We start from the raw sequence: 25,117 nt of genomic DNA on the forward strand, positions 1-25,117 counted from the left end.
CAATCGTGGGACGGGTCTCGGGCGGGAACGCGCACTGCGAGGTTGACCCCGATTCTAGGGCACCCTCCATGCCGCATCCGTCATGGTGACGCCCGACGTCAACCCCCTGAAAGCACTTGTCGGCCACTCGTAAGGTGGTGGCATGAGCACCGACTCCGCAGCACCCGATGCCGACCGTCCCGGCCCGATCGCGCGAGTGAGCGCGGCGGCCATCCGCTGGGCGCTGACGCGGCGGCCGGTCCGCGCTTTCCTGCTGTACTCGGAGCGTCGAGGCCCCATGCTCGCCGACAGCGTGACGTACCGGGCGCTGTTCAGCGTGTTCGCGGGCGTCCTGCTCGGGTTCTCGATCGCGGCGCTGTGGCTCGCAGGCAATCCCGACGCATGGAAGGCGATCATCGCGGCAGTGCAGTCGGTCGTTCCCGGTCTCATCGGCGAAGGAGGCGTCGTTGATCCCGACGACCTGCGCGAGCCGATCTCACTGTCGATCACTGGTGCAGTGTCGACCATCGCTCTGGTCGGCTCCGCGCTCGGCGCGGTCGGGTCGCTGCGTACAGCGGTCCGGGTGCTCGCCGGCACCTCGCACGCGGACATCCTGTTCATCTGGGTCATGCTCCGCAACCTCCTTCTCGCAGTCGGCGTCGCTGTGCTCTTCGTCGCCGCGGCGGCGGTCACCTTCATCGGGCGTATCGGCATCACCTGGATCTCAGGCCTGTTCGGCATCGCCGACGACTCCCCCGCGGCGACCTGGAGCATCCGCATCGTGTCGCTCGTCGTCGTGCTCGCGCTCGACACCGCCCTGATCGCCGGTGTCTTCCGGCTGCTCTCGGGTACTCGTCCGTCTGCACGATCGCTGTGGGCAGGCTCGCTGCTCGGCGGGATCGGGCTCCTCGTGCTGCAGGAGCTGTCGGGGCTGTTCATCGGAGGTGCCACCAGCAATCCGCTGCTCGCGTCGTTCGCCTCACTGCTGGCGCTGCTGATCTGGCTCAATCTGTCGACCCAGGTGATCCTGATCTCCTGCGCGTACATCGTCACATCGGAGGAGGAGCGTCGCGACCGCGTGCACGCCCGATTCGGTGCGACGACGTTCCCGCAGCGGCGCGTGCAGCGTGCCGAAGCCGAGGTCGCTCTCGCGACCACGGAGCTCCGCGCCGCGCAGAAGGCCGAGAAGGAGTTCCGCACCGGCACCACCGCCGACTGACCTCAGCTCTGGGGGCACACGCCGTTGTCGAGCAGGCTCGCGTCGGTCGCGATCGCACCGTCGACGTCCACGTCGATCACAGCCTCCGTGCCGTCGATCTCGAGCCCCGTCAGGGTGATGCCGGCGGGGAGCTGGTCGGCGATGCACACACGTTGCGTCTCGGTGAGGCGATCGCCCAAGGATCCGAGAGAGGATCCGACCTGATCGGCGTCGACCTCGAGGCCGCCGATCGTGAGCCCCACGGGCGTCAACTCGAGGTCTCCCTCCGCGATGCCCGGCGTCACAGTGAGCGAGACCGGGATCGCGATGCCGAGGACGCTCACAGTTCCGGCGACGGTCGCGTTCGGAGCCTCGAGCGTCACGGTGTCGACGGGAAGATCGGTGCCGGCGAGCAGGGTGGTGAACTGCGATTCGTCGATCCGGATCGTCCCTGTCGCCCCGCTCAGGTCGCCGCCACGCAGCGGAACCCCGGTGGCGGTGACGTCGACCGCGCCGGTGATCCCCTGCAACGTCACCGAATCCGAAGAGAGATGGAGGGTGTCGAGCGTTCCCCCGATCAACTGCGGGATCAGGATGCCGTCAGCCTGTACGTCGAGCTTCTGGTCGGCGGGCAGATCGAGCTGATCGATCACGATCCCGCGGACGATTCCGGGAAGGACCGACCGCACCACGAGCTCCGCTGCGACGGCCAGCAGTGCCAGCACGACCACGATGATGAGCAGCACCCACGGCCACCTCTTGCGCTTGCGCTTCGCGGGCGCGGCGACAGCATCCGCAGCCCCCTTCTCGCCCGGGATCACGAGCGTCGGATGCTCGGAATCAGCGGCGGGATAAGGGAGGGTGTGGTTGTCGTCGCTCATGCTGCCATCCTGCCCTACGGCGCGGACGGAAGCCGAGTCACATCCGCTCGGGAGCGGACACGCCAAGGAGGTCGAGACCGTTGCGGAAGACCTGCCCCGCGGCATCGTTGAGCCACAGGCGCGTGCGATGCACTGTCTCGATCGGGTCGTCGCCCTGGGGGATCACGCGGCAGTTGTCGTACCAGCGGTGGTACAGGCCGGCGAGCTCCTCGAGGTAGCGCGCGACGCGGTGCGGCTCACGGACCTCTGCGGCGAACGCCACGATTCGCGGGAACTCCTGCAGAGCGCCCAGCAGCGCGCCCTCCGTCTCGTGCGTGAGCGTCTCGGGTGCGAAATCCGAGCGATCGACGCCAGAGTCGGCGGCATTGCGCGCCACGTTGTGCGTGCGGGCGTGTGCGTACTGCACGTAGAAGACGGGGTTGTCGTTCGTGCGCTTCTGCAGAAGTTCCGGGTCGAGCGCCAGCGGTGAGTCGGCAGGCGAGCGCTCCAGCGAGTAGCGCAGTGCATCGGTGCCGAGCCACTCGCGCAGGTCGTCCATCTCGATGATGTTGCCGGCACGCTTGCTGAGGCGCGCCCCGCCGACTGAGACGAGCTGACCGATCAGCACCTCGACGTTCTTCTCGGGGTCCTCGCCCGCAGCCCCCGCGATCGCCTTGAGGCGGTGGACGTAACCGTGGTGGTCGGCGCCCAGAAGGTAGAGCTTGTATTCGAAGCCGCGGTCGCCCTTGTTGAGGTAATACGCGGCATCGGCGGCGAAGTAGGTGTACTCGCCGTTCGAGCGACGGATCACACGGTCCTTGTCGTCACCGAAGTCGGTCGTGCGCACCCAGACGGCGCCCTCGTCGTCGAAGACATGTCCCTGCTCGCGCAGACGATCGACGGCCTGGTCGACGAGGCTCGTTCCGTCGGCGCCCTTGGCATGCAGCGTGCGCTCAGAGAACCAGACGTCGAAGTCGACGTTGAACTTCGACAACGACTGCTTCTGCTCATCGAGCTGGTACTCATAGGCGAGTTCGCGCGTGACGATCACCTGCTCGTCGTCGGGAAGCTCGAGCAGGTCCGGGCGTGCGGCGAGGACTCGCGCGGCGAGATCGCCGATGTAGCTTCCGGCGTAGCCGCCCTCGGGCGTCGGCTCGCCCTTGGCCGCCGCGAGCACGGAGTTCGCGAAGCGCTCCATCTGCACGCCGGCGTCGTTGATGTAGTACTCACGGGCGACGGTCGCACCGGATGCTGCGAGAACGCGCGCGATCGCATCGCCGAGCGCTGCCCAGCGCGTGTGGCCGATGTGCAGCGGACCGGTCGGGTTCGCGCTCACGAACTCGATGTTGATGCTCTGCCCGGCCTGGGTGACGTTGTGGCCGTACTCGATGCCAGCGTCGACGATGACCTTGGCCAGCGCGCCGGCGGCCGCCGCGTCGAGGCGGATGTTGATGAACCCGGGGCCTGCGACCTCGGTGCTCGCGATGCCGTCGACCTCGGCGAGTCCGTCGGCGATCTGCTGGGCGAGTTGCCGGGGGTTGGTGCCGAACGGCTTCGCCAGGCGCATCGCGATGTTCGAGGCCCAATCGCCGTGATCCCGGTTGCGCGGACGGTCGAGCACGATGTCGGATGCGGCGAGCGCGAGCGGCTCGCCCGGACGTCGTTCCTCGGCGATCGGTGCGAGGACGGCGAGGAGGGCTTCGGCGAGCGTTTCAGGGTTCATAGCCGTCCCAGTTTACGGCGCGTCACGCGCCCGAATTTGCGAGGGCCGGATCGTGATCTACAGTCATGCCATGAAGGCCGCATCCGTCCGCCACCGCCTGCCCGTCGCGGGCCTCGCCGTCGCCGTGATCCTGGCTCTCGCCGCGGTCGTCCTCGGGGTGTGGCGTCCGTGGGTTCCGGTGCCGTCTTCTGCGCCCGTCGGAGCCGCTGCCGCCGCCGACGAGGCAGTCACGATCGCCCCCGTGCCGCTGCTGCTCCCCGAGCATCCGACCGTTCTGGTGTTCGGGGATTCCTGGACCTACGGGTCAGCTGCGACCGAGCCGACGCTCGGCTACGCGTACGTTCTCGCGGATCTGATCGACGGAGAGACCATCGTGAACGGCGTCCGCGGCAGCGGGTACCTGAAGCCCGGACTCGACGGTCCTGCCTTCGGCGAGCGCATCGCCGCACTCGACCCGACGCTCACCCCCGATCTGATCATCATGCAGGGGTCGATCAACGATCGAGCCCAAGGAGAGGCCGGTTACCGTGAGGCCGTGACCGCGGCGTGGGACGCGATGTCCGCGAAGTACCCTGCGGCAGCGATCGTCATTCTCGGTCCCGCGCCTCACGAGCTTCCCGTCGGAACCGAGACCGCCCGTATCGACACCGACCTCGGTGAGCTCGCCGCAGCCCGGGGGTGGTGGTACATCTCCCCCATCGCGCAGAACTGGATCACGGATCAGAACTACCTGTCGGTGATCGACGTCGAGGTCGGACGCCGGCATCCCTCGACCGACGGCCACCGGTACCTGGCGGAGAAGCTCGCCGCAGCGCTCGCGGAACTCGGCGACGCGCCGGTCACCGAGGCCGGAGGGTCGGAGACCACGCCCGAGCAGTGATATTGTCGACCGGTACGCCTCCGTAGCTCAGTGGATAGAGCGCCGGTTTCCGGTACCGTAGGTCGCTGGTTCGATTCCAGTCGGGGGCACACATAGGTTTACGCGGAACTTTGACAGTTCGCACGCGGATCCCATGGATACGAACGAAAGGCCGCCTGGCTTCAGGCGGCCTTTCGTGGTCCGCGCCGACTCCAGAGCCGGTCGCACGGTGCCTGATGAGCATCCGATCCAGCCGCTGTGATCCGCTCGGTCACCTCACCTGGGAAGGGTGAGTCCACGCATGCCGCATCGGCGCGGCCCTGAGAAGGTCGACACACGGATGGTGTTTCGGCAGATTCCAGGAGGCGACGATGGTTCAGAACGATGCGACACCGGCGATCAGAAGGCAGCAGGAGGCGCTCAAGGCGGCGCTGCCCTTCGATGACACCCGGGACTTCGAGGCCGCGGACCGCGGGTACCTCGGCACGCTCAGTCCCGCTGTCGTGCACGATGACGACGGCAACGTCGTCTGGGATGCCGACAGCTATGACTTCATCACCGGCGATGCCCCCGACACGGTGAATCCGAGCCTGTGGCGCCAGTCGACGCTCGTCGCCAAACACGGCCTCTTCGAGGTCGTCGAGGGCGTCTACCAGGTACGCGGTTTCGACCTGTCGAACGTGAGCTTCATCGAATCGGACACGGGCGTGATCGTCGTCGACCCGCTCATCTCGAAGGAGACCGCCGAAGCAGCTCTCTCGCTGTACCGGCAGCATCGCGGAGACCGCCCGGTGGTGGCCGTCATCTTCACTCACAGTCACATCGACCATTTCGGCGGGATCTTCGGCATCGCGTCGAAGGACGATGTCGAGTCGGGGCGAGTGCAGATCATCGCCCCCGAGGGGACTGTCGCCGAGGCGGTGGCGGAGAACGTCTACGCGGGCACGGCTATGGGGCGACGGGCCGGATACATGTACGGCGCCGCCCTCGAGCGCAGCGCGAAGGGTGCTCTCGGCGCGGGCCTCGGACAGACCACGTCCACCGGACACGCGGGAATCATCCCGCCGACGATCGAGATCGCGGAGACGGGCGAGTCCCACACGATCGATGGACTCGTCATCGAGTTCCAGATGGCTCCTGGCACCGAGGCTCCGGCCGAGATGCACTTCCTATTCCCGAAGTACCGCGCGCTGTGCATGGCCGAGAACGCCACCCACACCCTGCACAACCTGCTGACTCTCCGCGGCGCTCTCGTGCGGGATCCCCATGTGTGGTCGCGATACCTCACCGAAGCCATCGAGCGCTACGGAGATCAGGCCGACGTCGTCTTCACCTCGCACCACTGGCCGACGTGGGGCAACGCCGAACTCATCGAGTTCCTCGGCCTGCAGCGAGACCTTTACTCCTATCTGCACGATCAGACCCTGCGCATGACCAACCAGGGCATGACCGGCACCGAGATCGCCGAGGAGATCCAGCTGCCCCCGATCCTCGAGAACTCATGGCACGCCCGCGGGTACTACGGCAGCGTGAGCCACAACGTGAAGGCGATCTATCAGCGGTACATGGGCTGGTTCGACGGCAACCCCGCCCGCCTCTGGCCGCATCCGCCGAAGGCTCTCGGCGAGCGCTACGTCGCGCTGGCCGGCGGCATCGAGCGCATCGTCGATGCCGCGCGGGCAGCATATGACGAGGGCGATTTTCGATGGGCTGCCACGCTCCTCGACCACGCAGTATTCACCGCCCCGGACAATGTCGCGGTGCGCGAGCTCTATGCGGCGACTCTCGAGCAGTTGGCGTACGGCGCCGAGAACGGCACCTGGCGGAACTTCTACATGTCGGGAGCGACCGAGCTGCGCACTGGCAACTTCGGCACTCCGACCACCACGAATGCACCCGAGATCGTTGCACAGCTGACCGCCGAGCAGCTCTTCGACTCGGTCGCGATCTCGGTCGACGGTCCGCGCGCGTGGGACCTCGATGTCGCGCTCGACTTCACGCTCACCGACGAGGATCGCAACTTCCGCGTCACCCTTCGAAACGGGGTGCTGGTCTATATCGAGAAGACGGCCGACGCCTCGACCGCGCAGGCATCGCTGTCGCTGACGAAGCCGCGCCTGCTCGCACTCGTCGCGGGAGATGCGGACAGTCCCGGCGTGGAGATCACCGGTGACGCGTCTGCCTTCGGCACCCTCACGTCCGTTCTGGCCGTGGGCGATCCGGGGTTCGACATCGTGACCCCCTAGAGCAGATCACGACACACGGGACGAGGGACGAGGACTCGGAATGAACGCGCAGCGAGGGCGAGTGGATCGATGACCGATCTGGTGCTGTCCCTGCTGCCGCTGGCACTGGGTGTCGTGATGAGCCCCCTCGCGATCATGGCGCTCGTCGCGGTGCTGCTGTCGCAGCGAGCGCGCGTGAACGGTGTGATGTTCCTGATCGGCTGGGCCCTGGGCGTCTTCATCGGCGTGTTCGCGAGTTTCGCCGTGCTCGGCTTCTTCGAGATCCACGAACGCAACGCCCCGCCCCTCTGGGTGCCGATCGTGCGACTGCTGATCGGCATCTCCCTGCTCCTGGGCGCCGTCTGGATCTACCGCCGCGGGCGAGCCCACACGCTGGCGATGGCACAGGCATCCTCACCGACCGAGGTCACCGCTGCCGCGCCTCAGCTTCCGGGATGGCTGAAGTCCGTGGAGACCTTCACCCCGACCCGGTCACTGGTGCTGGGTACCGGGATCTTCCTGTTGAACCCCGTCGACCTGTCCTGCGCGATCCTGGCGGCGCTCGACGTGCGGCTGGCCGCACTCGACACGATGGCCGGTATCGTCGTGCTCCTCGTGTTCGGGCTCGTCGGCGTGCTGCCGATCGGCATCCCCGTCGTCCTCGTCCTCGTGAAGGGCGAAGCCGCCGACCCCGCGCTGCATCGAATCCGGGCCTGGATCGCCTCCCACACGAGCGTCCTCAACGCCGCGCTCGTGCTCGTGATCGCCGTGCTCCAGCTGCAGAAGGCGATCTCGGCGCTTCTCGCCTACTGATCTCGCATCGACGATCAGCAGGCGAGAGGCCGACCTCGCTACTGCTTGAGCATCGCGACGGCGAGCTTGTGCTCATCGTCGATGAGATGCGAGTGGTCGTCATCACCGAGATCGATGCGCACCCACTCGATCTCTCCGGTGAACTCGTTGCCCGTCGCACCGTAGTCGGGTGAGACGGGCGAGGCGAGATCGGCGCCGACGTCGACCGTCTCGTCGAAGGTGAACTGGAACGGGATCGTCTTGTTCACACGACCTTCTCCGATGGACACCCCGTCGGCGAAGAGCGTCACCGTGCCGCCCTTGGCCAGTCCTCCCCCGTCGTACCCGAAATGCGCGCGCAGCTCTGTGGCGCCAGCCGGGATCGGGTCGGAGGAGCGCACGATATCGATGTCGATGCCCAACAGGTTGTAGGCGAAGACCAGTGATCCCTCGTGCGCGTAGAACGACCAGCCACCGTAGGCTCCTCCCTGCGCGATCACCACCCCCGATGCACCGTCTTCGGGGAGTCCGACCTGCGCGGTCACGGTCCACGACTTGTTCTTGATGTTGATCGAGGTGTTCTCGCTGAGCCGCTTCATGCCCGGGTAGAACTTCTGCGAGTCGCTCACGACGAGCTGCGGACGCCCCGCGATGTCGGGGTTCATCCTCTCCGCCGAGCGGATGTCGAGCGGCAGCACGTTGAAACGCGCCGCCTGGATCAGGAAGAGCCGCTGCAGATGCGCGAGTCGCTCGGGTTCTTCGGCCGCCAGATCGTGCGACTGCGTCCAGTCCTTCTCGACGTCGTAGAGTTCCCACACGTCGTCGTCGAGTCCGTGCGAGGAGCCTGCCCACGGGTCCTTGTGCTTCGCGACCGCCGTCCACCCCTTGTGGTAGATCGCCCGGTTGCCGAGCATCTCGAAGTACTGGGTCTCGTGCTGCTCGTCGGCATCCGCATCCTCCGCCGCGAAGCTGTAGTTCATCGGCGTCCCCTCGTACGGGCGCTGGGTCACGCCGTTGACCATCGACGGCTCGGGGATCCCGGCGGCCTCGAGAACGGTCGGGGCGACGTCGATGACGTGGCTGAACTGATGACGGACAGCGCCCTGCTCGACTCCCCCACCGGGCCAGCTGACGATGGTGCCGTTGCGGGTGCCGCCCCAATGGCTGGCCACCTGCTTGGTCCACTGATAGGGCGTGTCCATCGCGTGGGCCCAGCCCACCGCATAGTGGTTGTACGACCGCGGGGTGCCGATGTCGTCGATGTGATCGGCGACGTACTGCTCGGTCTCGATGTCGTTCATGTGGTTGATCGTGAAGCCCTCGTTCGTGGTTCCGTGCATCGATCCCTCAGCGCTCGCTCCGTTGTCTCCGATGATCACGTACACGAGTGTGTCCTCGAGGATCCCGAGCTCCTCATACGCATCGAGGAGCCGCCCCACATGATGGTCGGCGTACTCGAGGAATCCTGCATAGACCTCCATCTGACGCGCCAGCGCCGGCTTGATGAGATCGCTCATCTCGTCCCATGACGGGATGCCGGGGCTGCGCTCGGTGAGCACGGCATCCGCCGGGATCACCCCCAGCTCCAGCTGGCGGGCGAATGTCTCCTTGCGGATCTCATCCCAGCCCTGATCGAAGTGCCCCTTGTACTTGTCCGCCCACTCCTCCGGCACGTGATGAGGCGCGTGAGTCGCGCCGGGAGCGAAGTACGTGAAGAACGGCACATCGGGGGCCAGCGACTTCTGCTGCCGCGTCCACGCGATCGCCTTGTCGGTCATGTCGCCCATGAAGTGATACCCGTCATCGGGCGTGCCCCACGGCTCGACAGGTGTCGTGTTCTCGTAGAGGGCTGGGTACCACTGGTTCGTCTCACCGCCGATGAAGCCGTAGAAGTACTCGAATCCGTTGCCCGGAGACGGCCACCCCGAGAACGGCCCGATCGCGCTCGCCTGCCACACCGGGACTTCGTGGCACTTGCCGAACTGCGCCGTGTTGTAGCCGTTCAGCTTCAGGGTCTCGGCGAGCGGCGCGCAGCTGTTCGGGCGCAGCGAGCTGTACCCCGGCGCCGACGTGGCGATCTCGGTGATGCCGCCCATGCCGACCGTGTGGTGGTTGCGACCAGAGAGCAGCGCGGCGCGCGTCGGCGAGCACAGCGCGGTGGTGTGGAACCGGGTGTACTTGAGCCCGGCGGCGGCCACCCGCTCGAAATTCGGCGTGTGCACCGGTCCGCCGAACGCGCTCGATGCTCCGAAACCGGTGTCGTCGATGAGGACGACGAGCACATTCGGCGACCCCTCCGGCGGGCGCACGGGTTCGATCGCCGGGAAGCGCGTGTCGGGATCGGTCGCGTCGTATGTGACCGTGCCGGTGTAGGCCAGATCCGGGATCGGAAGAACAGAACGCTGCGTGTCGGCCATCGCCACTCCTCAGGGTCGCGGCGAACCCGGAAGCCCGCCTCCTGGCGCCCAGCGTACGGTCGCGTCCCGTCGCGGATTCCGACGCATCGCCCGCGGCGGGTGACCCACCATCTCCGCTCTCGCTGAGGCAATGTCAGCATGAGAGCGTCGTCCACTCCAGCGCGACGGCGACCCGACCAGGAGGCGAGGATCAGGATGACGGATGCTGTCGCAGCGTCCTCGCGGACGCCTGCCGGGTCGCGTGGGCGGTGGTGGTTCCCGACACTCGTCGGCTACCGCCGCGAGTGGCTGACACCCGACATCATCGCCGGCCTCGCCGCGGGCGCCGTCGTCGTGCCGCAGGCGATGGCCTATGCCACGATCGCGAACCTCCCGGTGCAGGTCGGTCTCTACACCTGCATCATCCCGATGCTCGTCTACGCGCTCCTCGGCGGATCCCGAGCGATGAGCGTCTCGACGACCTCGACCGTCGCGACCCTCACCGCGACCACCCTCGTCACGACCACCACTGCCGCCGGAGCCGACGATCCGATGGGCGCCCTCATGGCGTTGACGATGCTCGTGGGCGTCATGCTCGTGATCGCCCGGCTGCTGCGACTCGGATCGCTGGTCGAGAACATCAGCACGGCGACGGTGCTCGGCATCAAGATCGGCGTCGGTGGGACGGTCGCCGTCGGGCAGCTCCCGAAGCTCCTCGGCGAGACCTCGAATGCCTCGGGCGAGGGCTTCTTCCGGTCGATCCTCGCCGCTCTCGAAGCGTTCGACAGCGTCAACTGGCCCACGGTGGCGCTCTCTGCCGTGTCGATCATCATCATCCTGTTGTGCCAGCGCTTCGTGCCGAAGATCCCAGGGACGCTCGTGGTCGTCGCCCTCGGAATCCTGCTGGTCTGGCTCGCGCACATCGACGAGGCCGGGGTGGCGCTCGTCGATCCGGTGCCCTCAGGGCTCCCGGTGCCCGGGCTGCCCGATCTCGCGGATCTCGGCTCGCTCGTCCCCGGTGCTCTCGCCATCGCGGTGATGGTGTTCCTCGAGACGGCCGCGGTGGCCCGTGGCATCCGTCGCACCTCCGAGCCGCCGATCGACGCTGATCAGGAGCTCCTCGCCGCGGGGGCCGCCAACCTCGCAGGGACCTTCTTCAGCGTGCTCCCCTCTGCCGGTGGCTTCTCGCAGAGCGCCGTGAACCAGAGCGCCGGCGCTCGCACACAGCTAGCGACGCTGGTGACCGTCACCCTCGCGGTGCTGGTCGCACTGTTCCTCGGCCCCGTGGTGTCGCTGCTCCCCCAGGCGACCCTGGCGGCGATGGTCCTGGTGGCGGTGGCCGGACTGATCGACATCCCGATGCTCGTGCGCTGGGCGCGCATCAGCGCCGTCGATTTCTGGATCGCTCTCGTCGTCGCGGTGATCGGTCTGACGGGCGGACTGCTCGCCGCCGTCGCGGCAGGCGTCGCGGTGACGCTGATCCTCGTGCTCCGCGAACTGAACATCCCCCGCCTCGAGATCGTCGGCGAGCGCGAAGGCCGGGTGGCGATCCGCACACTGCGCGGGCTCTACACCGCGAATGCGCTCGCGAATGAACGAGCGATCATCGATCTCGCCCTGACGCGTCCCGAACCGGTACGAGCCGTGATCCTCGACGCCCGGAGGCTCGATACCGTCACCATCACCGTGCTCGACACACTCGCAGACCTCGACCGCGAACTCGCAGCCCAGGGCATCGTTCTGCACATCGCCGCGCTGCCCGAGCGCGCGAGCGCTATCGCGACGAGGACCGATTGGTATCAGGGCCTGATCGCGGCCGGCCGTGTGCACGCGCACGTCGCTGAGGCGCTCGCCGCGCCTGTCTGAGAACCGTTCGTCAGCGGGCGCAGCGGAACCCGATGTGGGTCATCGCCGTGTCCTCGGCCTGGGCCGACCGGGCAGCGGGTCGGTAGCGCAGGCAGTACTCCGGAGCGCACAGATGCGACCCGCCCTTGAGCACGCGCCGAGGAATGCGCGATCCGGGCTCGGAGGAGAGCAGACTCGGACGCTGTCCGGCATCGAGAGCGACCGCTCCCGGAACGGTGTGGCGGTGCGTCCAGTAGTCGTCCGTCCATTCCCAGACGTTGCCGATCATGTCGTGGAGCCCATACCCGTTCGCCGGGAACATCCCCACCGGGGCTGTGCCGACCCACCCTGCGGCCCCGGTGTTCAGATGCGGGAACTCGCCCTGCCAGGTGTCTGCCATCACGACGCCGTCCGGCCGGAGGTCTTCTCCCCATGCGTACCGCGCACCGACCAGACCGCCACGCGCCGCCCATTCCCACTCGGCTTCGGTCGCGAGCCGCTTTCGCGCCCAGGCGGCGTAGGCGGCGGCATCCGGATACGCGACGTGGACGACGGGATGATCCATCCGGTCATCGATCGTGGAGTCGAGACCGAACGGATGACGCCAGTGCGCGCCGGGCTCCCAGCGCCACCACTGCCGCCAGTCCCCCAGGTCGACGGGACCGCTCGTCGCGGTGAACACCATGGCACCGGGCACGAGATCGTCGGGATGCACGCCGGGATAGTCGGCCGGATCCATCGGCCGCTCCGCGATGGTCACGTATCCCGTCGAGTCGACGAAGGCGGCGTACTCCGCGTTGGTGACCGGATGCTCGTCGAGCTCGAACGCCGCGACCTCACGATCGTGCACGGGCCCCTCTTCGGGGTAGAACGCCTCGGACCCCATGAGCAGGGTTCCGCCGGGAATCTGGATCATCGACACCATCCCTGTCTACACCCCCGTCTCGCCGGTGCGCCGCCTAGCGACCTCGTCGAGTGCCTCGGCGACGGCATCGCCGAGGCGCGGGCGTTCGACGAAGATGTTCTCCTCGCCGATGATGCTGCGCACGCCCGTGGAGACGAGCTGGGCGTGGACGCGGGTTCCGACACCCGCGACCATCAGAGTGGCCCCCGCTGCGGCGAGCTCCTGAGCGTATGAGCGGAGCATCGTGAGGAACGTCACCCCCAGCTCGTCAGTGCCTCGCAGACGGATGATCACGAAGGTGCCGGCCGCCGTGCCGTCGGGGCTCGGAAGCTGCTGCCGGAAAGAGGGCGCCGACGCGAAGAACAGACTGCCGTAGGGCGTGAGCACGGTCGTCGTGCCTGCGGCGAGAGTCGAGGGCGGGTCGGTCTCGGTCGGACGCCCACTCGCGTCGTCGAACACCCACTGCCTGACCCGCACACGGTTGGACTGACGGGCGATGTGGAGGATGACCGCCAATCCGACCCCGCTGAGCACCGCGTACTGCAGGGGTATGGCGAGGGTGAGCCCGAAGGTCACGAGGAAGACCGCGATCTGCACCGGGCCTGTCTTCAGGACCATCGCGATCTGGTGCGGCTTCACCGTCCGCACCCCGACGAGGATCAGGAGCCCCGCCAACGCCGGCATCGCGATGTAACCGATCAGCGGCGCGAACAGCAGCACGCTCAGCACCATCACGACACCGGCGATCAGATTCGCCGACGCGCTGCGGGAACCCGCGGCCCGCGCCAGCGCGGTCGCGGACATGGATCCGCCCACCGGCATGCCCTGGAGCATCCCGGTCGCGATGTTCGCGACCCCCTGGCCGCGGAAGTCCGCCGAGGCATTCGGATATGTGCCGTCGGGATTCGGCATCGAGCCCGAGATGGCTGCGCCCTGCACCAGTCCCACGAGAGCGAGGGACAGAGCGGGAACGAGCATCACGAAGAACAGCGACGGGTCGGGCAGCGAGACGCCGGGGAGGCCCCGCTGCACCTCGGCCACGTCGGAGATCGTGCCGACGCCTGCGGGAAAAGCCACCGCGAGGGCTGAACCGAGCACGATCGCGACCACCATCGACAGTGCTCCGAGTCGGGTGCGCTCGAGCAGGAGGATCGTGGCGATGGTGACCGAGCCGACCAGGATGGATGCCCAGCTCACCTGGCCGAGGTTCAGCGCGACGTCGAGAACCCGCCACAGCCGGCCGTCCTCCGAGCTGTCGTACCCAGTGAAGTTCTCGAGCTGGCTGAGCACGATGTTCACCGCGACGGCGTTGACGAACCCGATGAGCACAGCTGTCGGGATGAAGCGCACGAGGCTGCCGAGTCCGGCGAGGCCCAGTGCGAGCATGGCGATGCCCGCCATCACGGTCAGGGTCGCCATGGCGGCGGCGCCCTCGGCACCGTGCACCTCCGGCACGTCGGCGATGATCACGGCCATCGCTCCGGTCGCCTGCACGGTCATGAAGACCGAACCGGTCGCCAACGCGCCGAAGACCGTGCCGACGATGTAGGCGTTCAGCCCGAACAGCGGATTCACCCCCGCGAGCAACCCCGCCGCGAGTCCGTCGGGCACGCTCTCGATGCCGAGGACGAGTCCAGCCCGGAGATCACCGCCGATCGTGCGCCGCGAGCCGAACCGGCGCCGGTAGCGCGTCCATCCGGTGCGCAGCGTCACAGCGATCCTCCCCCTGTCGCCACGGTCGCCGCGGTCAAAGCTCGCGCCCGCCGTCAGCTCGTCTGCGCGCCGGGTGCCGGCTCCGCGTCGGGCTCGGGCTCGGGCTCGGGCTCGGGCTCGAGTTCAGGTTCACGTTCAGGTTCAGGTGCTGTTTCCGTTTCGACCTCTGTCGGTCGTCGCACCAGCTCGACGACGAGGACGAGTCCGAGGAGCGCGAGGACGAGCCCGATGATGATGCCGAACGAGACGGGTCGGTTCACGATCAGGATCAGCACTGCCAGGAGCATCCCCGTGACGAGGATGGGCCCCCGGAACCTGTCGACACCGGCGCCGAAGCGCCCGGTCGTCAGGCCACGTCGCTCCCCCGCCCGCCGGATCGAGGCGAAGCCGCTCTCGGCCGCCCCGCGGAGCTTGCTCGCGGTCGGGCTCGATCCGGCGATCCATGCCCAGGCGGCGACCACGACTCCGACGAGCGCGAGAGCGGCGATCGTCGAACTCAGCAGCGAGGTGAGCATGTCGAACATCGACTCCGCCGCCGCCGCCGTCATGATCGACGGGCTCACGGCGCCGATGAAGAATCCGCGACCGATTCCGAGACCGGCGGAGAAGAGGAGGAAGACGAGTGCGAACCCGAGGCTCGTCCAGAGCACCGCGCGCGGCCGGTCGCGCGCCAGCAGCACGCCGACGATGAGGAGCCCGAGCACGATCCACGGGAGCCAGAATCCGGAGCTCACCGCCACCTGGTAGACGGTCCTCACCAGCACCAGCGCGTCGGCCTGCGCGATCGGGATGGATCTGTCGATCTCGGGGATGAGATCCGCGAACCCGACTCCCCGCTCTGCGAGTTCGGCCTTCACCCGAGCGATCACGACTCCGAGGTCCACCGACAGCACACCGTCGTCGGCGAGCTGCAGCGCTGTGTCCGGACTGTTCTGCATGATCGCGACAGCCCTCTCGTGCGTGAACCGGAGCGACTCCGCCCAGATCGTCGCGAACTGGTCGGAGGCCACGAGATCATGAACGACGCCGTCGACGAGCCCGACCAGCCCGCTGGCCGCCGGCACCTCGAGCAGAGTCAGTGCGGACTCCGCGCGCGGTGGCAGGTCCAGTTCCCGCAGTCCGTCGAAGACGTCGCCGACGACCGCAGTGAGGTCGACCTGCTCGTGGATCGCTGCGCTGACCTGGTCGGCGACGAACTCCTGCACGTCCGGGTCCTGGGCCAGCGGAGCGAAGGTCGCGACGAACTGATCGGCGTCCACCAGCTGAAGCCGCGCCCAGGTGCCCATCGCCGCGATCGGCGAGATCAGCACCGCGAGCACCAGCACGATGGCCGCGACGACGGATCTGCCCCTCGGCCTCCTCCTCGGCGCACGAAGGCTGGTGTTCTCCTGCTCCAGAGCGCGGACCCGTGCCCTCAGGTCGTCCAGTTCGGTCATGTGCCGTCCTCCTCGTTCATCGACGCCGCCGGCGGCGCATCAGGATCGCCGTGATGATGCCGACGACCACCATCAGGATGGCCAGAGCGAGCAACGCGAATCCGCCGATCATCACCCAGTCCATGTCCGCACCCTTCTCCCGTCCTCGCCGCCGCAGCTCACGAGAACGCGGCGATCCCCTTGCCGATGATCGTGACACCGAGCACGAGCAGCAGCACCGTCATGATGACGGCGTTCTCGGCCTGCAGCCAGTCTCGGAGCCGGCCGAGCGGCTCGCGCAGCGCCCCGGATGCCAGCAGGAACCCGACGACCGGGATCAGGACGGTCGACGCCGCCAGCACGGTGAAGCAGACGATCACGATCGTCACCTCGCCTCCGGACAGGCCGAGCGCACCGAGCGTCATGCCGGCGCTGGCTCCGAGAAGCAGATTCTTCGGGTTCGCGCCCGAGAGGAGCAGCCCGAGTCCGAGCGTCGCGACGAATGACATCCCGTCGATCTGCTTCATCCACTTCGGCATCTCAGGCAGCACGTCACCCTGCGGACGCCCGCGCCACTGCTTCACCGCCATCAGCACGAGCAGCACCCCGAGAACGAGCTGCACGACTCCGAGAACGGGCTTCGACGTGTCGTCGGACGCCTCGGGAAGAACTGAGGACAACAGCGTGAAGACGGTGGCGACGATGGCGATCCCCGCGATCCAGCCCAGCAGGAAGCCGACGCTCGTCGTCCGGGCGCGCGGCGACATCAGCATCAGGATGCCCGCGATGATGGGCAGAGGGCTGATCGCGATGCCGAGCGCGAGTGGCAGCAGCTGTCCGATGGCCTGGCCCATGAGAGTCTCCTTCGCCCGCGGGCTAGCTCAGCAGCTTCTGCTTGGCGGCGGCGAACTCCTCCTCCGACAACACCCCGGAGTCCTTCAGCGAGGCCAGCTGCTGGAGCTTCGAGATCATGTCGTCGGCGCTCGTCGATGCGGCGGCAGGCGCGGCTGGCGCGACAGGGGCGGCATACTGCGCCGCCGCGTTCTGCGCGGCCGCATCGATCTGCGCCTGCTGCTGCGCGGCAGCGTACTGCTCCTGTTCGTACTGACCCTGCGCGCGCTGCTCGCGGTTGCGCATCGCCGCGCCCTGCACTGCGGTCGCGGTTCCTGCGACGACCGCGGTTCTGGCGGCGAGGCCGATCAACCCGGGGCGGCCGAATCTTCTGAATGGCATGTCATTCACCTTCCTGGTCGAGGATGTCCATCATGGCGTTCACAACGGGTGCCGGAACGCGCTCACTGCGCAGCACCTGACCACCGGCGGCCGCCAGCTTCTGCGCGAGTTCTCGGGCGAACGAGAGCTCGAGGACGACGATGGCGGCAGACTGCCCCGGCGGGATCAGCTCGGCCAACGCGTCGACATCCTCCTCCCCCGCGATCCCGGAGGCTATCGGGGTGATGTCGCCGAGGCTCAAGGGGCCGCCGTCCGAATCGAGTTCGAGGATCTCGATGTCCCCCTGCTCGGATTTGGTGAGGACGACGAAGTCGAGGAGACGCACGACCCCGCTGCTGATGAGATCGGTGAGAGCTCGAAAGGTGGCCGGATCCGGCCTGTCCCCCTCGAAACCGACCAGATAGAACTCCGCCGGTCCGAAACGGAAGTCATTCATGAAGGTGCCCTTTCTCTGGGTGGGACGATGTCGACGATGTGCTGCGAGCCTGGTCCTGCAGTGAAGAGACGGCCGCCCTGTTGGTGTCGAACACCTGCTGGCCCGTCAGTATCCCGAGCCGCTCGAGACGCGGTCGAGCGCTCGAGCGCAGGCGACTGAATGCGAGTGAGACGCCGTGATCGTCGAGCCAGTCAACGAGACCCGCGAAGGACTCGGCGGCAGTGACGTCGGCGTCGGTCACTGCTTCGAGGTCGATGACGACGTGATGCACGACATCTGCGCCCGGTGCAGTGACCGCGGCGCGGATCGCCTGCGCGAAGACATCGCCGTTCGCGAAGAAGAGCGGAGCCGCCATACGCACGACGACGATCCCCGGTGCCGTCACGGACCCGGCGGTCCCCTCTTCGAGCAGGGAGTCCCCGGGCTCGCCATCGTCCGCCAGGACGTCGATGGCGGGATTCGCCGCACGCTTGGCGAGATTGATCAGCGCGAGCACGAACGCGACGACGATGCCGGGGATCGATCCGACGAAGAGGGTCACGAGGAAGCACACGGCCCCGACCGCGAATTCGAATCTGTCGAGTCGCCACAGCGAGACGAACTCGCGGAACCCGAGGAGCGGCAGGATCGCCACTCCGACGATGGCTCCGATGGCGGGAGAAGGGATGTCCTCGAGCAGACCGGTGCCGAAGAGCAGCAGGAGCAGTGTCCCGACGGCCAGGACGAGAGACGGCAACTGGGTGCGAGAGCCCGCCTGGTCCATCGCCGCCGTCCGGCTCGTCGACGATCCGACCGCGAAGCTTCCTTGCGCCCCCGCCGCGATGTTCGCGACTCCGAACGCCATCAGGTCGCGATTCGGGGAGGTGCGGTAGTGGCGCTTCTCACCGTACGACCGCGACACGAGCAGCCCTTCAGCCGTGGTCACGAGCGTCAGCGCTATCGCCGAGGGGATCAGGAGAAGCCAGGTCTGCCAGTCGATCACGGGCCAGGTGAACGACGGCGGACCGGCGGGCACCTCCCCGAGCACCGCGACGCCCTTGTCGCCGAGGCCGGCGATCACCACCACGACGGTCGCCACGACCAGCACGATCAGCGCCCACGGCACCATGCGAAGGAACCTCTTGCCGAGAAGCAGCACCGCCACGGATGCCGCGGCGATCGCCACCGACCAGCCGTTCGCCGAGCCGAGCCCGCCGAGAAGGTCACCCACCTTCTCGACGAACTCACCCCCCGAATCGATCTTCACGCCGAGCATCTTGGCGATCTGCGACACGAGGATGTCGAGCGCGAGTCCCCCGACGAACCCGATCAGGATCGGCTTCGACAGGAAGTTCGCGAGGAAGCCGAGTTTGAAGATCGCGAGCAGGATGAACATCACGCCGCAGATGATCGCCTGAGCCAGCGCGAGCACGGCGTAGTCCGCTGATCCTGCGACCGCGAGGCCGCCGATCGACGAAGCGACGAGCGCGGCGGCCGCGGCATCCGGCGAAGCGACAAGCTGGCGCGACGACACCACGAGCGCGTAGATGACGGTGGGGACGACGAGCGCGTAGAGGCCTGCGGTCGCCGGAAGCCCGGCGATCTGCGCGTAGCCGATGTTGAGCGGGATGGCGATCGCGAGCAGCGTCACGCCGGCGAGCAGCTCGCGCACGATGTTCGCACGCGTCAGTCCTGCCAGCGGTTGCTGCACCTGGTCACCTCCGTACCGTGCCGTCGCCACGGGTGCGGGCGATGTGCGACTCATGCTCGCACCGGTGCGCAGGACGGCGATCGGTGCGCTCACCCCAACGGGGTGACCGAGGCATCGAGCGGCGTCGCGCAGGGCTCGGACAGGGGCTCGCCCGGTCTGGGTGAGGTGGCGGCACAGCGGACGGTGGGCGCTGTCAGGATCTCGGTACGCATTACCTCAACGAAAGGAGTCGATGATGTCGATCTGGGACAGCTTCTGGGCCATCATCTGGTGGTTCTTCTGGGCATTCGTGTTCATCTCGTACCTCATGGTGCTCTTCAACATCGTCGCCGACCTCTTCCGCGACCACTCGGTCAACGGCTGGGTCAAGGCCATCTGGATCATCTTCCTGATCTTCGTGCCGTTCCTCACGGCGCTGGTCTACCTCATCGCCCGCGGGCAGGGGATGGCCGAGCGGGGGGCCTCCGCGTATCAGGAGCAGCGGCATGCAGCCGACTCGTACATCCGCAGCGTGGCGTCGCACAGCCCGAGTGATGAGATCGACAAGGCGTCGAAGCTCCTCGCCGCGGGGACCATCACGAACGAGGAGTTCGCGTCCATCAAGGCCCGAGCCCTCAGCTGATGACATGGGCGAGATGGTCGGTGTGACGCGAGCTCTCGGCGACGTCGAGTTCTTCGTCGTGAGACTCGACTCCGACCATCTCCGCCCGAGTGTTCTCGAGGCGCTGCTGAGGCAAGTGGAGGCCGGCACCGTGCGCGTTCTCGATGTGCTGCTCATCCGGCGCCCGACGCCACACGAGTTCGGTCTCATCGAGGTGGACTCCGACGAGTTCGCCCTCGCCGGACTCGAGCTTCATGCTCGGGGCCTGGTCGCCGAAGACGACGTGCGACATTTCGCCGCCGTGCTCCCTGTGGCAACGTCCGCCCTGCTCATCCTGGTCGAGCCGACGTGGGCCGAGCAGTTCTCCGCGGAGCTGACGTTCAACGGCGACACCGTCCTCGCGACGCAGTTCATCCCTGCCGCGGTGGCGAACGCGGTGCTCGGGTCGACGCGCGACCTCCGCTGAGCTGCGCCTCAGACCGTGGTCTGCACCGCCTCGCGACGCGAAGAGACGCCCAGCTTGCGGTAGATCGACCGCTGATGCGTCTTCACCGTGTTGATGGACAGGTTCAGGACCGCCGCGATCTCCGGAAGAGTGCGAGCGGTCTGGAGCTGCTGGTAGACATCCCGCTCTCGATCCGAGAGGGCGTCGACGCGCGAACCGGACACCTCGACGACGAGGCAGCGAGCGATGAAGTCCTCGAACTGGCTGCCGAAGTGCACGTGCTCGTGGAGCAGCTTGCGCACCGCGGATTCGCGCGGACCGAACGGCAACCGGATGTCCTCCGCCGACGCGACGGCGAGCGCAGCCTCGCAGAGCTCGTGTGCCCCATCGTGATAGCCCGCGTGACGCCGCAGGACTGCAGCGGTGATCAAGGTCGACACCTTCACGTATGAGACCTCCGAGAACGTGCGGAGGCTTCGGAGCATCTCGAGGGCTGTGGCGTACTCCCCCGCCCGGCGGAAGACACCGGCGAGTGCCACGCACACCACCGGGAGGTCGGGGCACTGCACGTACTTGCCCGCGATCCGCAGCGCCCGATCCTGACGACCGACGGCCTCTTCCAGAAGTCCGATCGAGGATTCGCGGAACACCGGCCAGGCGATCCCGTGCACGGTCTCGAGCGGGATGTCCTGGATTCCGATCGCCGCACGGCGGCAGGCCGCGGCGTCTCCGGTCTCTGCGGTGGCGTAGGCGATCATCATTCGTGCGATGCTCGTGAACGACCGATCCGCGCCGCCGTTCGAGAGCAGGGCGCCGAAGTCGTCGATCGCTTCGTCGACGTCGCCGGACCAGTAGGAGACATACCCGGCGGCCGCCTCTGCACTACCGCCGGCATACGTGTTCCAGGACAGCCGCACACCGTCCATCCGCTCGACGGCCGCGAGCGACGCGCGCGCAGCGGTGAACTGTCCCGCCCACGTCTGCCCGAAGGCGAGATGACCCAGAGCACGTTTGGCGAGCTCGTCGTCTCCCGAGTTCTGTGCCTCCCTGGCCGCCGCCGCGAAGTACTCCACAGGCAGGGAGGGCTCGGTGCGGTGGCGGATCTCCGTCCAGCCCATCAGGTAGTTGATCGCGGCACGATCACTGAGCGCCGTCGCATCCTCGCTCAGGAGCATCTCGCGCACATCGGCGCTCGCCTGAACGAGCTGATCGCGATCGTCGGCGATGAACAGGTGCGCCAGCTGCAGAACCGCAGGGCGCCGGGTGCGGTCGGCTGCGTCGATCAGGCCGACCGCCCGGTGGAAGAGCTCTCGTGCGACGTGCCGGTCGCCGAGCACATCGCTCGCGCAGGCACGGATGAGGAGCACTTCGGCATCGTCGGGTGCGTGGCGCAGCATCTCGGTCGCGGTGCGCTCGACCTCTGCGGCCGCCGACCCGACGACGAGTCCCACCCAATGGTCGAGAAGCGTCTGACGGGCGCGCTCGGTGTCCTCCGCTCTGAGCGAGTGGGCGATCGCGGAGATGGGGTCTGTGTCGTCGAGGTGCGCGGCAGCCCGACGATGACACGCCGCAGCGCGAGCGGGGTCGGTCTGCAGTATCTCGGCGCATTGCTTCGCGAATGCCGCATGCCACCGATACACCGGGCAGTGAGGGCCCTCGAACTTGTCGAGGAACAGTCCGAGCCGCACGCAGGTCTCGAGCAGTTCAGCCGCACGAGGATCCTGGGTCACCGCCGCTGCGAGGTCACCGGTGAGCTCGCCGCAGACACTCGCCTCGAGGACGAAACGCGAGATGTCTGCCGACAGCACCTCGAGGACGTGCTCTCGCACGTAGTCCCCGAGGAAGGCCGAGGCGATCGCCGCATCGGAGTCGGGGCGGGTTCCGCCGATCAGCATCAGGCGCACGGCGATGGGCCACCCCCGCGTCTCCTCGAGGATCGACTCGGGGGCGAGATCGACCGGCTCCCTGGCGTGGAGCGTCCGCACCTCGGATTCGGTGAAGCTCAGGACGTCGGAACCGACGAAAGACTCCGGGTTCATCAGCCGCTGCCTGGACGAGGTCACCTCGAGGAGAGTCGTTCCGACGAGGATGATCCTCAGCCGATCGGGCGCCTGCTCCGCGAGAAGCCCCAGCAAGCCGTTCCGCCAGTCTTCTCCCGCCCGGTGCGCGTCGTCGACGACCAGATGGATCGTGCTGTCGACGTCGGCGAACACGCGGCAGATCTCCTGATAGGCGCGGCCCGGATCCTCGAGATCGCGCGGGAAGAGCAGCGGACCCCCGGCTCGCTCGGAGGCGACATTCAGAGCATCCACGACGCCCTGCGCGAGCCTGCTCGGATCGCAGTCGTAGGCGTTCAGCGCGAGCCAGGCGACCTCGTCTTCGGACTTGGCCCATTCTGCGGCAGCCATCGTCTTGCCGAAGCCGCTCGGCGCGCTGATCACGGTGAGCGGGCTGCTCTCGACCGCGGCGTCGATCGCTGTCGTGACCCGCTCCCGGGAGATGACGCCAGGTGGCCGCGAGGGAGCTCTGAATCGCACTTCGGGCCCGGGCTTCGTCAGGCGGGGGAGACTGACCATGCGTTCAACGTACTGATATATCGGGGTGGGGACAAGGACTCATGCGCGCGCATCCATCACTGCACCTGCAGGCGCAGAATGCGTCGCATTCGTCGCGGCGGCGTCGCGCGTGAGAGCATCCGCGGTGCGGATGAACAGGATGATCCAGGTGAACACCAGCACTCCCGCCACGAGCTCAACCGCTGTGAGTGTGTAGTAGCCGACGGCGAACAGCACCGCCAGCGCCACGATCACGAGGATGAACACGAAACCGAGCATGAGGAACGTGCGCGACACTCCGGGAATCCACCGCCGGAGCATGAACACGAGTATGCCGAAGGCCACGACCATGCCTGAAGCGACGCCCGTGTGCAGGGCGAAGAACTCATCGACCGGGAACACCCCGACGAGGCCGAGGAAGATCCCGACGACGACGAGGCTCGTCCGCACTCCCGTCACGCCGCGGGGGTTGGGGGTCGGAATCCCCCGCGTCGCGGTGCGAGCGAGCGTGGTCACGAGGATCCCCGCCACGATCAGCGTGAGATTGAAGGTTCGCGCTGAGAGATCGTTCGTCATTCCGAGGGCGCTCAGGTTGTCCTTCCACCACAGCGGGTCGCTGGCGGTCAGCATGCTCGTGACGACTCCGAACACCAGGAAGACGGCCAGCACGAGCGCGAGCAGCTGCAGGTCCATGTGGGTAGCGGAGAAGTACACGATGTAGGCCGTGACTCCTGCCGTGGCGGCCGACAGCAGCAGCACGGGGATCGGGAAGACCACCGCGCCCTCGAACCCCTGCTCCATGATCGTGGCGACCAGCGTCCAGCCGAGCAGGGCGATCACGGCGTGCGCGAACGCGACGGCAGCGAGGTCGAGTATCACGAGCACCCGCGCCTGTCTCGGTGCGGTGCGGTCTGAGGCGACGACGTACCCCAGCACGAAGACGACGATCGCTGTCGCGGCCGACGCTATCGCCGCGAACTGTCCGACCGACCCGCTCCCGGCGATCGGCGCCGACCGCAGCCCGAAGACAGGCAGCGCGACGAGGCCGGTGACGATGAACGCGCCGATCGATATCTGCAGGCCGATCGCCTCACGGGCACGCTCTCGTGGTTGGGTGCTCGATCGTGCGACATCGAGGAGATCCTGCGGTGCGGGATTCGTCATCATCATGACAGTGTCGACCCGATGCGATCGCCCCGCGACGGAGTCTTCATCCGATCAGGGCGAGGGGGAAAGACGCACACGGATCACCCGCCGCGGGTGATCGGAGCGCACGCGAGTGACGGATGCAGATCACTCTGGAAGACATGAGAGCGAGGCTGAGCCACTCGAAGGCACGCAGGGGGCTGCCATGAGCCTCGACGATCTGTTCCCCTCAGGCATCACGACCTGGCAGGTCGTACTCGCGATCCTGTCGGTGGTCGTCGGCTGGGTCACGTCCCATTTCGCGCATCGCGCGGTTCTCAAGCTCGCCGCACGCACTCGCGGCATCTCGGACTCGGTCGCACAGCTCGCCGCGCGCGTCACGCAGTACACCCTGCTGCTCGTGGGGATCGGCATCGGGCTCGCCTTCCTCGGCGCGAACGTGCAGCCGCTGCTCGCCATGACGGCGATCGCCGTCGTCGTACTCTTCCTCGTGCTGCGCGGAGTCGCCGACAACTTCGCCGCGGGAGTGCTGCTCCAGTCGAGGCAGTCAGTGAAGATCGGGGAGCAGATCTGCGTGGAGGGACCGGACGGCGCGATCCGAGGGGTCGTCAGGGAACTCACCGGCCGCTCCGTCATCATCTCGACTGCCGACGGCAGGACTGCACACGTTCCGAACGCACTGCTGCTCGCGGGAGTACTGCTCAACGAATCACGCCACGGTGCTCGACGGAGCACCGTCGAGATCCGGGCGGCCCGTGCCGAGGGCCGTGATCTGGAGAGCCTGATCGCGGTCGTTCTCGATGCTGCGGGCGAGATCGACGGGGTCCACCGCAATGAACACCCTCAGGTCCTGACGACATCCGTTTCGCCGACGCGATGGATCCTCTCCCTGCAGCTGTGGCACCATCCCCTGCGCGGCGGGGCAGTGGTGTCCGACGCGGTGCGGCAGGTGGCCGCGGCACTGGACGCCGCCGGTATCACCGCTGTCGTGGTCGCCGGCCGAGGAGAGAACCCCCTAGTCGCCGCCGAGCAGATCTGACTCGCGACGCCTCACCCTCAGGAGGTGAGCAGACCTACCGTGGGCTCCGGCCGGCGTGCACGA

General features: G+C 67.5%; 20 protein-coding genes and 1 tRNA gene. 9 read left to right on the top strand and 12 right to left on the bottom strand.

All coding sequences use genetic code 11. The annotated features are described in order from the left end of the window. The first annotated feature begins 142 nt into the window (after positions 1 to 142). The gene (locus ACQ4LY_RS16610; RefSeq protein ID WP_431073267.1) at positions 143 to 1,198 is read left to right on the top strand and encodes a YhjD/YihY/BrkB family envelope integrity protein; all 1,056 of its coding nucleotides are present in this window, start codon (positions 143 to 145) and stop codon (positions 1,196 to 1,198) included. Between the two features lie 2 nt (positions 1,199 to 1,200). Here the strand turns inward: ACQ4LY_RS16610 and ACQ4LY_RS16615 are convergent, their stop codons facing one another. Both ACQ4LY_RS16615 and argS read right to left on the bottom strand, forming a co-directional pair. Further along, positions 1,201 to 2,058, bottom strand: a complete 858-nt coding sequence (locus ACQ4LY_RS16615) for an LmeA family phospholipid-binding protein (RefSeq protein ID WP_431073269.1) — start codon at positions 2,056 to 2,058, stop codon at positions 1,201 to 1,203. A 37-nt stretch (positions 2,059 to 2,095) separates the two neighbouring features. After that, entirely contained in the window at positions 2,096 to 3,760 is a 1,665-nt protein-coding gene (gene argS, locus ACQ4LY_RS16620) for an arginine--tRNA ligase (protein ID WP_431073271.1), read from the bottom strand. Positions 3,761 to 3,830: 70 nt separating this feature from the next. Here argS and ACQ4LY_RS16625 point away from each other — a divergent pair, with 70 nt between their 5' ends. The 4 genes from ACQ4LY_RS16625 (at position 3,831) to ACQ4LY_RS16640 (ending at position 7,657) form a co-directional block, all read left to right on the top strand. Next, complete coding sequence (locus ACQ4LY_RS16625; RefSeq protein WP_431073273.1) at positions 3,831 to 4,640, top strand: SGNH/GDSL hydrolase family protein; 810 nt, start codon at positions 3,831 to 3,833, stop codon at positions 4,638 to 4,640. 16 nt (positions 4,641 to 4,656) lie between these two features. Further along, a tRNA-Arg gene (locus ACQ4LY_RS16630) sits at positions 4,657 to 4,729 on the top strand. 261 nt (positions 4,730 to 4,990) lie between these two features. Further along, positions 4,991 to 6,865 carry an alkyl/aryl-sulfatase gene (locus ACQ4LY_RS16635; RefSeq protein WP_431073275.1) on the top strand — a complete coding sequence of 625 codons (1,875 nt, stop codon included), beginning with the start codon at positions 4,991 to 4,993 and terminating at the stop codon, positions 6,863 to 6,865. Between the two features lie 69 nt (positions 6,866 to 6,934). Further along, positions 6,935 to 7,657 carry a GAP family protein gene (locus ACQ4LY_RS16640; protein WP_431073277.1) on the top strand — a complete coding sequence of 241 codons (723 nt, stop codon included), beginning with the start codon at positions 6,935 to 6,937 and terminating at the stop codon, positions 7,655 to 7,657. A 38-nt stretch (positions 7,658 to 7,695) separates the two neighbouring features. On the opposite strand, the gene ACQ4LY_RS16645 is transcribed toward ACQ4LY_RS16640, so the two are convergent. After that, positions 7,696 to 10,053 carry a sulfatase-like hydrolase/transferase gene (locus ACQ4LY_RS16645; RefSeq protein WP_431073279.1) on the bottom strand — a complete coding sequence of 786 codons (2,358 nt, stop codon included), beginning with the start codon at positions 10,051 to 10,053 and terminating at the stop codon, positions 7,696 to 7,698. A gap of 195 nt (positions 10,054 to 10,248) precedes the next feature. Between ACQ4LY_RS16645 and ACQ4LY_RS16650 the strand changes: the two genes are divergently transcribed. Next, positions 10,249 to 11,898: a SulP family inorganic anion transporter gene (locus ACQ4LY_RS16650; protein ID WP_431073281.1), complete on the top strand. Its 1,650-nt coding sequence runs from the start codon at positions 10,249 to 10,251 to the stop codon at positions 11,896 to 11,898. A gap of 10 nt (positions 11,899 to 11,908) precedes the next feature. Here ACQ4LY_RS16650 and ACQ4LY_RS16655 read toward each other — a convergent pair whose 3' ends face one another. The 7 genes from ACQ4LY_RS16655 to ACQ4LY_RS16685 form a co-directional block, all read right to left on the bottom strand. Next, a complete protein-coding gene (locus ACQ4LY_RS16655; RefSeq protein WP_431073283.1) occupies positions 11,909 to 12,802 on the bottom strand; it encodes a formylglycine-generating enzyme family protein in 894 nt (297 codons plus the stop codon). Between the two features lie 6 nt (positions 12,803 to 12,808). Beyond that, complete coding sequence (locus tag ACQ4LY_RS16660; RefSeq protein ID WP_431073285.1) at positions 12,809 to 14,494, bottom strand: SulP family inorganic anion transporter; 1,686 nt, start codon at positions 14,492 to 14,494, stop codon at positions 12,809 to 12,811. A gap of 53 nt (positions 14,495 to 14,547) precedes the next feature. Continuing rightward, positions 14,548 to 15,930 carry a hypothetical protein gene (locus ACQ4LY_RS16665; protein ID WP_431073287.1) on the bottom strand — a complete coding sequence of 461 codons (1,383 nt, stop codon included), beginning with the start codon at positions 15,928 to 15,930 and terminating at the stop codon, positions 14,548 to 14,550. Positions 15,931 to 16,088: 158 nt separating this feature from the next. Then, on the bottom strand, positions 16,089 to 16,763 hold the full coding sequence (locus tag ACQ4LY_RS16670; RefSeq protein ID WP_431073289.1) for a GAP family protein: 675 nt from the start codon (positions 16,761 to 16,763) through the stop codon (positions 16,089 to 16,091). A gap of 22 nt (positions 16,764 to 16,785) precedes the next feature. Then, positions 16,786 to 17,142 (bottom strand): SHOCT domain-containing protein, encoded by a 357-nt coding sequence (locus ACQ4LY_RS16675; RefSeq protein WP_056308312.1) that lies wholly within the window; start codon positions 17,140 to 17,142, stop codon positions 16,786 to 16,788. A gap of 1 nt (position 17,143) precedes the next feature. Further along, a complete protein-coding gene (locus tag ACQ4LY_RS16680; protein WP_431073292.1) occupies positions 17,144 to 17,578 on the bottom strand; it encodes a DUF6325 family protein in 435 nt (144 codons plus the stop codon). Further along, positions 17,571 to 19,361, bottom strand: coding sequence for a SulP family inorganic anion transporter (locus ACQ4LY_RS16685; protein ID WP_431073294.1), 1,791 nt, complete (start codon positions 19,359 to 19,361; stop codon positions 17,571 to 17,573). Before ACQ4LY_RS16685 ends, ACQ4LY_RS16680 begins: the two co-directional genes overlap by 8 nt. A gap of 142 nt (positions 19,362 to 19,503) precedes the next feature. Between ACQ4LY_RS16685 and ACQ4LY_RS16690 the strand changes: the two genes are divergently transcribed. Both ACQ4LY_RS16690 and ACQ4LY_RS16695 read left to right on the top strand, forming a co-directional pair. Then, positions 19,504 to 19,890 carry a hypothetical protein gene (locus ACQ4LY_RS16690; RefSeq protein WP_431073296.1) on the top strand — a complete coding sequence of 129 codons (387 nt, stop codon included), beginning with the start codon at positions 19,504 to 19,506 and terminating at the stop codon, positions 19,888 to 19,890. Between the two features lie 4 nt (positions 19,891 to 19,894). Beyond that, positions 19,895 to 20,335, top strand: a complete 441-nt coding sequence (locus ACQ4LY_RS16695) for a DUF6325 family protein (protein WP_431073298.1) — start codon at positions 19,895 to 19,897, stop codon at positions 20,333 to 20,335. Positions 20,336 to 20,343: 8 nt separating this feature from the next. On the opposite strand, the gene ACQ4LY_RS16700 is transcribed toward ACQ4LY_RS16695, so the two are convergent. Together ACQ4LY_RS16700 and ACQ4LY_RS16705 are read right to left on the bottom strand one after the other, a co-directional pair. Continuing rightward, positions 20,344 to 22,890: a LuxR C-terminal-related transcriptional regulator gene (locus ACQ4LY_RS16700; protein WP_431073300.1), complete on the bottom strand. Its 2,547-nt coding sequence runs from the start codon at positions 22,888 to 22,890 to the stop codon at positions 20,344 to 20,346. 39 nt (positions 22,891 to 22,929) lie between these two features. Next, on the bottom strand, positions 22,930 to 24,036 hold the full coding sequence (locus tag ACQ4LY_RS16705) for a DUF998 domain-containing protein (RefSeq protein ID WP_431073302.1): 1,107 nt from the start codon (positions 24,034 to 24,036) through the stop codon (positions 22,930 to 22,932). Positions 24,037 to 24,220: 184 nt separating this feature from the next. Here ACQ4LY_RS16705 and ACQ4LY_RS16710 point away from each other — a divergent pair, with 184 nt between their 5' ends. After that, positions 24,221 to 25,054, top strand: coding sequence for a mechanosensitive ion channel family protein (locus tag ACQ4LY_RS16710; protein ID WP_431073304.1), 834 nt, complete (start codon positions 24,221 to 24,223; stop codon positions 25,052 to 25,054). Positions 25,055 to 25,117 lie beyond the last annotated feature (63 nt).

Origin of the sequence: Microbacterium phyllosphaerae, assembly GCF_050628115.1 — a bacterium.
In the GTDB taxonomy this organism is placed as follows: domain Bacteria; phylum Actinomycetota; class Actinomycetes; order Actinomycetales; family Microbacteriaceae; genus Microbacterium; species Microbacterium phyllosphaerae_A.

Bases quoted from the DNA above. Each gene is read 5' to 3' on its own strand.
- ACQ4LY_RS16610 (WP_431073267.1), top strand. From the start codon at position 143: ATGAGCACCGACTCCGCAGCACCCGATGCCGACCGTCCCGGCCCGATC.
- ACQ4LY_RS16615 (WP_431073269.1), bottom strand. From the start codon at position 2,058: ATGAGCGACGACAACCACACCCTCCCTTATCCCGCCGCTGATTCCGAG.
- argS (WP_431073271.1), bottom strand. From the start codon at position 3,760: ATGAACCCTGAAACGCTCGCCGAAGCCCTCCTCGCCGTCCTCGCACCG.
- ACQ4LY_RS16625 (WP_431073273.1), top strand. From the start codon at position 3,831: ATGAAGGCCGCATCCGTCCGCCACCGCCTGCCCGTCGCGGGCCTCGCC.
- ACQ4LY_RS16635 (WP_431073275.1), top strand. From the start codon at position 4,991: ATGGTTCAGAACGATGCGACACCGGCGATCAGAAGGCAGCAGGAGGCG.
- ACQ4LY_RS16640 (WP_431073277.1), top strand. From the start codon at position 6,935: ATGACCGATCTGGTGCTGTCCCTGCTGCCGCTGGCACTGGGTGTCGTG.
- ACQ4LY_RS16645 (WP_431073279.1), bottom strand. From the start codon at position 10,053: ATGGCCGACACGCAGCGTTCTGTTCTTCCGATCCCGGATCTGGCCTAC.
- ACQ4LY_RS16650 (WP_431073281.1), top strand. From the start codon at position 10,249: ATGACGGATGCTGTCGCAGCGTCCTCGCGGACGCCTGCCGGGTCGCGT.
- ACQ4LY_RS16655 (WP_431073283.1), bottom strand. From the start codon at position 12,802: ATGGTGTCGATGATCCAGATTCCCGGCGGAACCCTGCTCATGGGGTCC.
- ACQ4LY_RS16665 (WP_431073287.1), bottom strand. From the start codon at position 15,930: ATGACCGAACTGGACGACCTGAGGGCACGGGTCCGCGCTCTGGAGCAG.
- ACQ4LY_RS16670 (WP_431073289.1), bottom strand. From the start codon at position 16,763: ATGGGCCAGGCCATCGGACAGCTGCTGCCACTCGCGCTCGGCATCGCG.
- ACQ4LY_RS16675 (WP_056308312.1), bottom strand. From the start codon at position 17,142: ATGCCATTCAGAAGATTCGGCCGCCCCGGGTTGATCGGCCTCGCCGCC.
- ACQ4LY_RS16680 (WP_431073292.1), bottom strand. From the start codon at position 17,578: ATGAATGACTTCCGTTTCGGACCGGCGGAGTTCTATCTGGTCGGTTTC.
- ACQ4LY_RS16690 (WP_431073296.1), top strand. From the start codon at position 19,504: ATGTCGATCTGGGACAGCTTCTGGGCCATCATCTGGTGGTTCTTCTGG.
- ACQ4LY_RS16695 (WP_431073298.1), top strand. From the start codon at position 19,895: ATGGGCGAGATGGTCGGTGTGACGCGAGCTCTCGGCGACGTCGAGTTC.
- ACQ4LY_RS16700 (WP_431073300.1), bottom strand. From the start codon at position 22,890: ATGGTCAGTCTCCCCCGCCTGACGAAGCCCGGGCCCGAAGTGCGATTC.
- ACQ4LY_RS16705 (WP_431073302.1), bottom strand. From the start codon at position 24,036: ATGATGACGAATCCCGCACCGCAGGATCTCCTCGATGTCGCACGATCG.
- ACQ4LY_RS16710 (WP_431073304.1), top strand. From the start codon at position 24,221: ATGAGCCTCGACGATCTGTTCCCCTCAGGCATCACGACCTGGCAGGTC.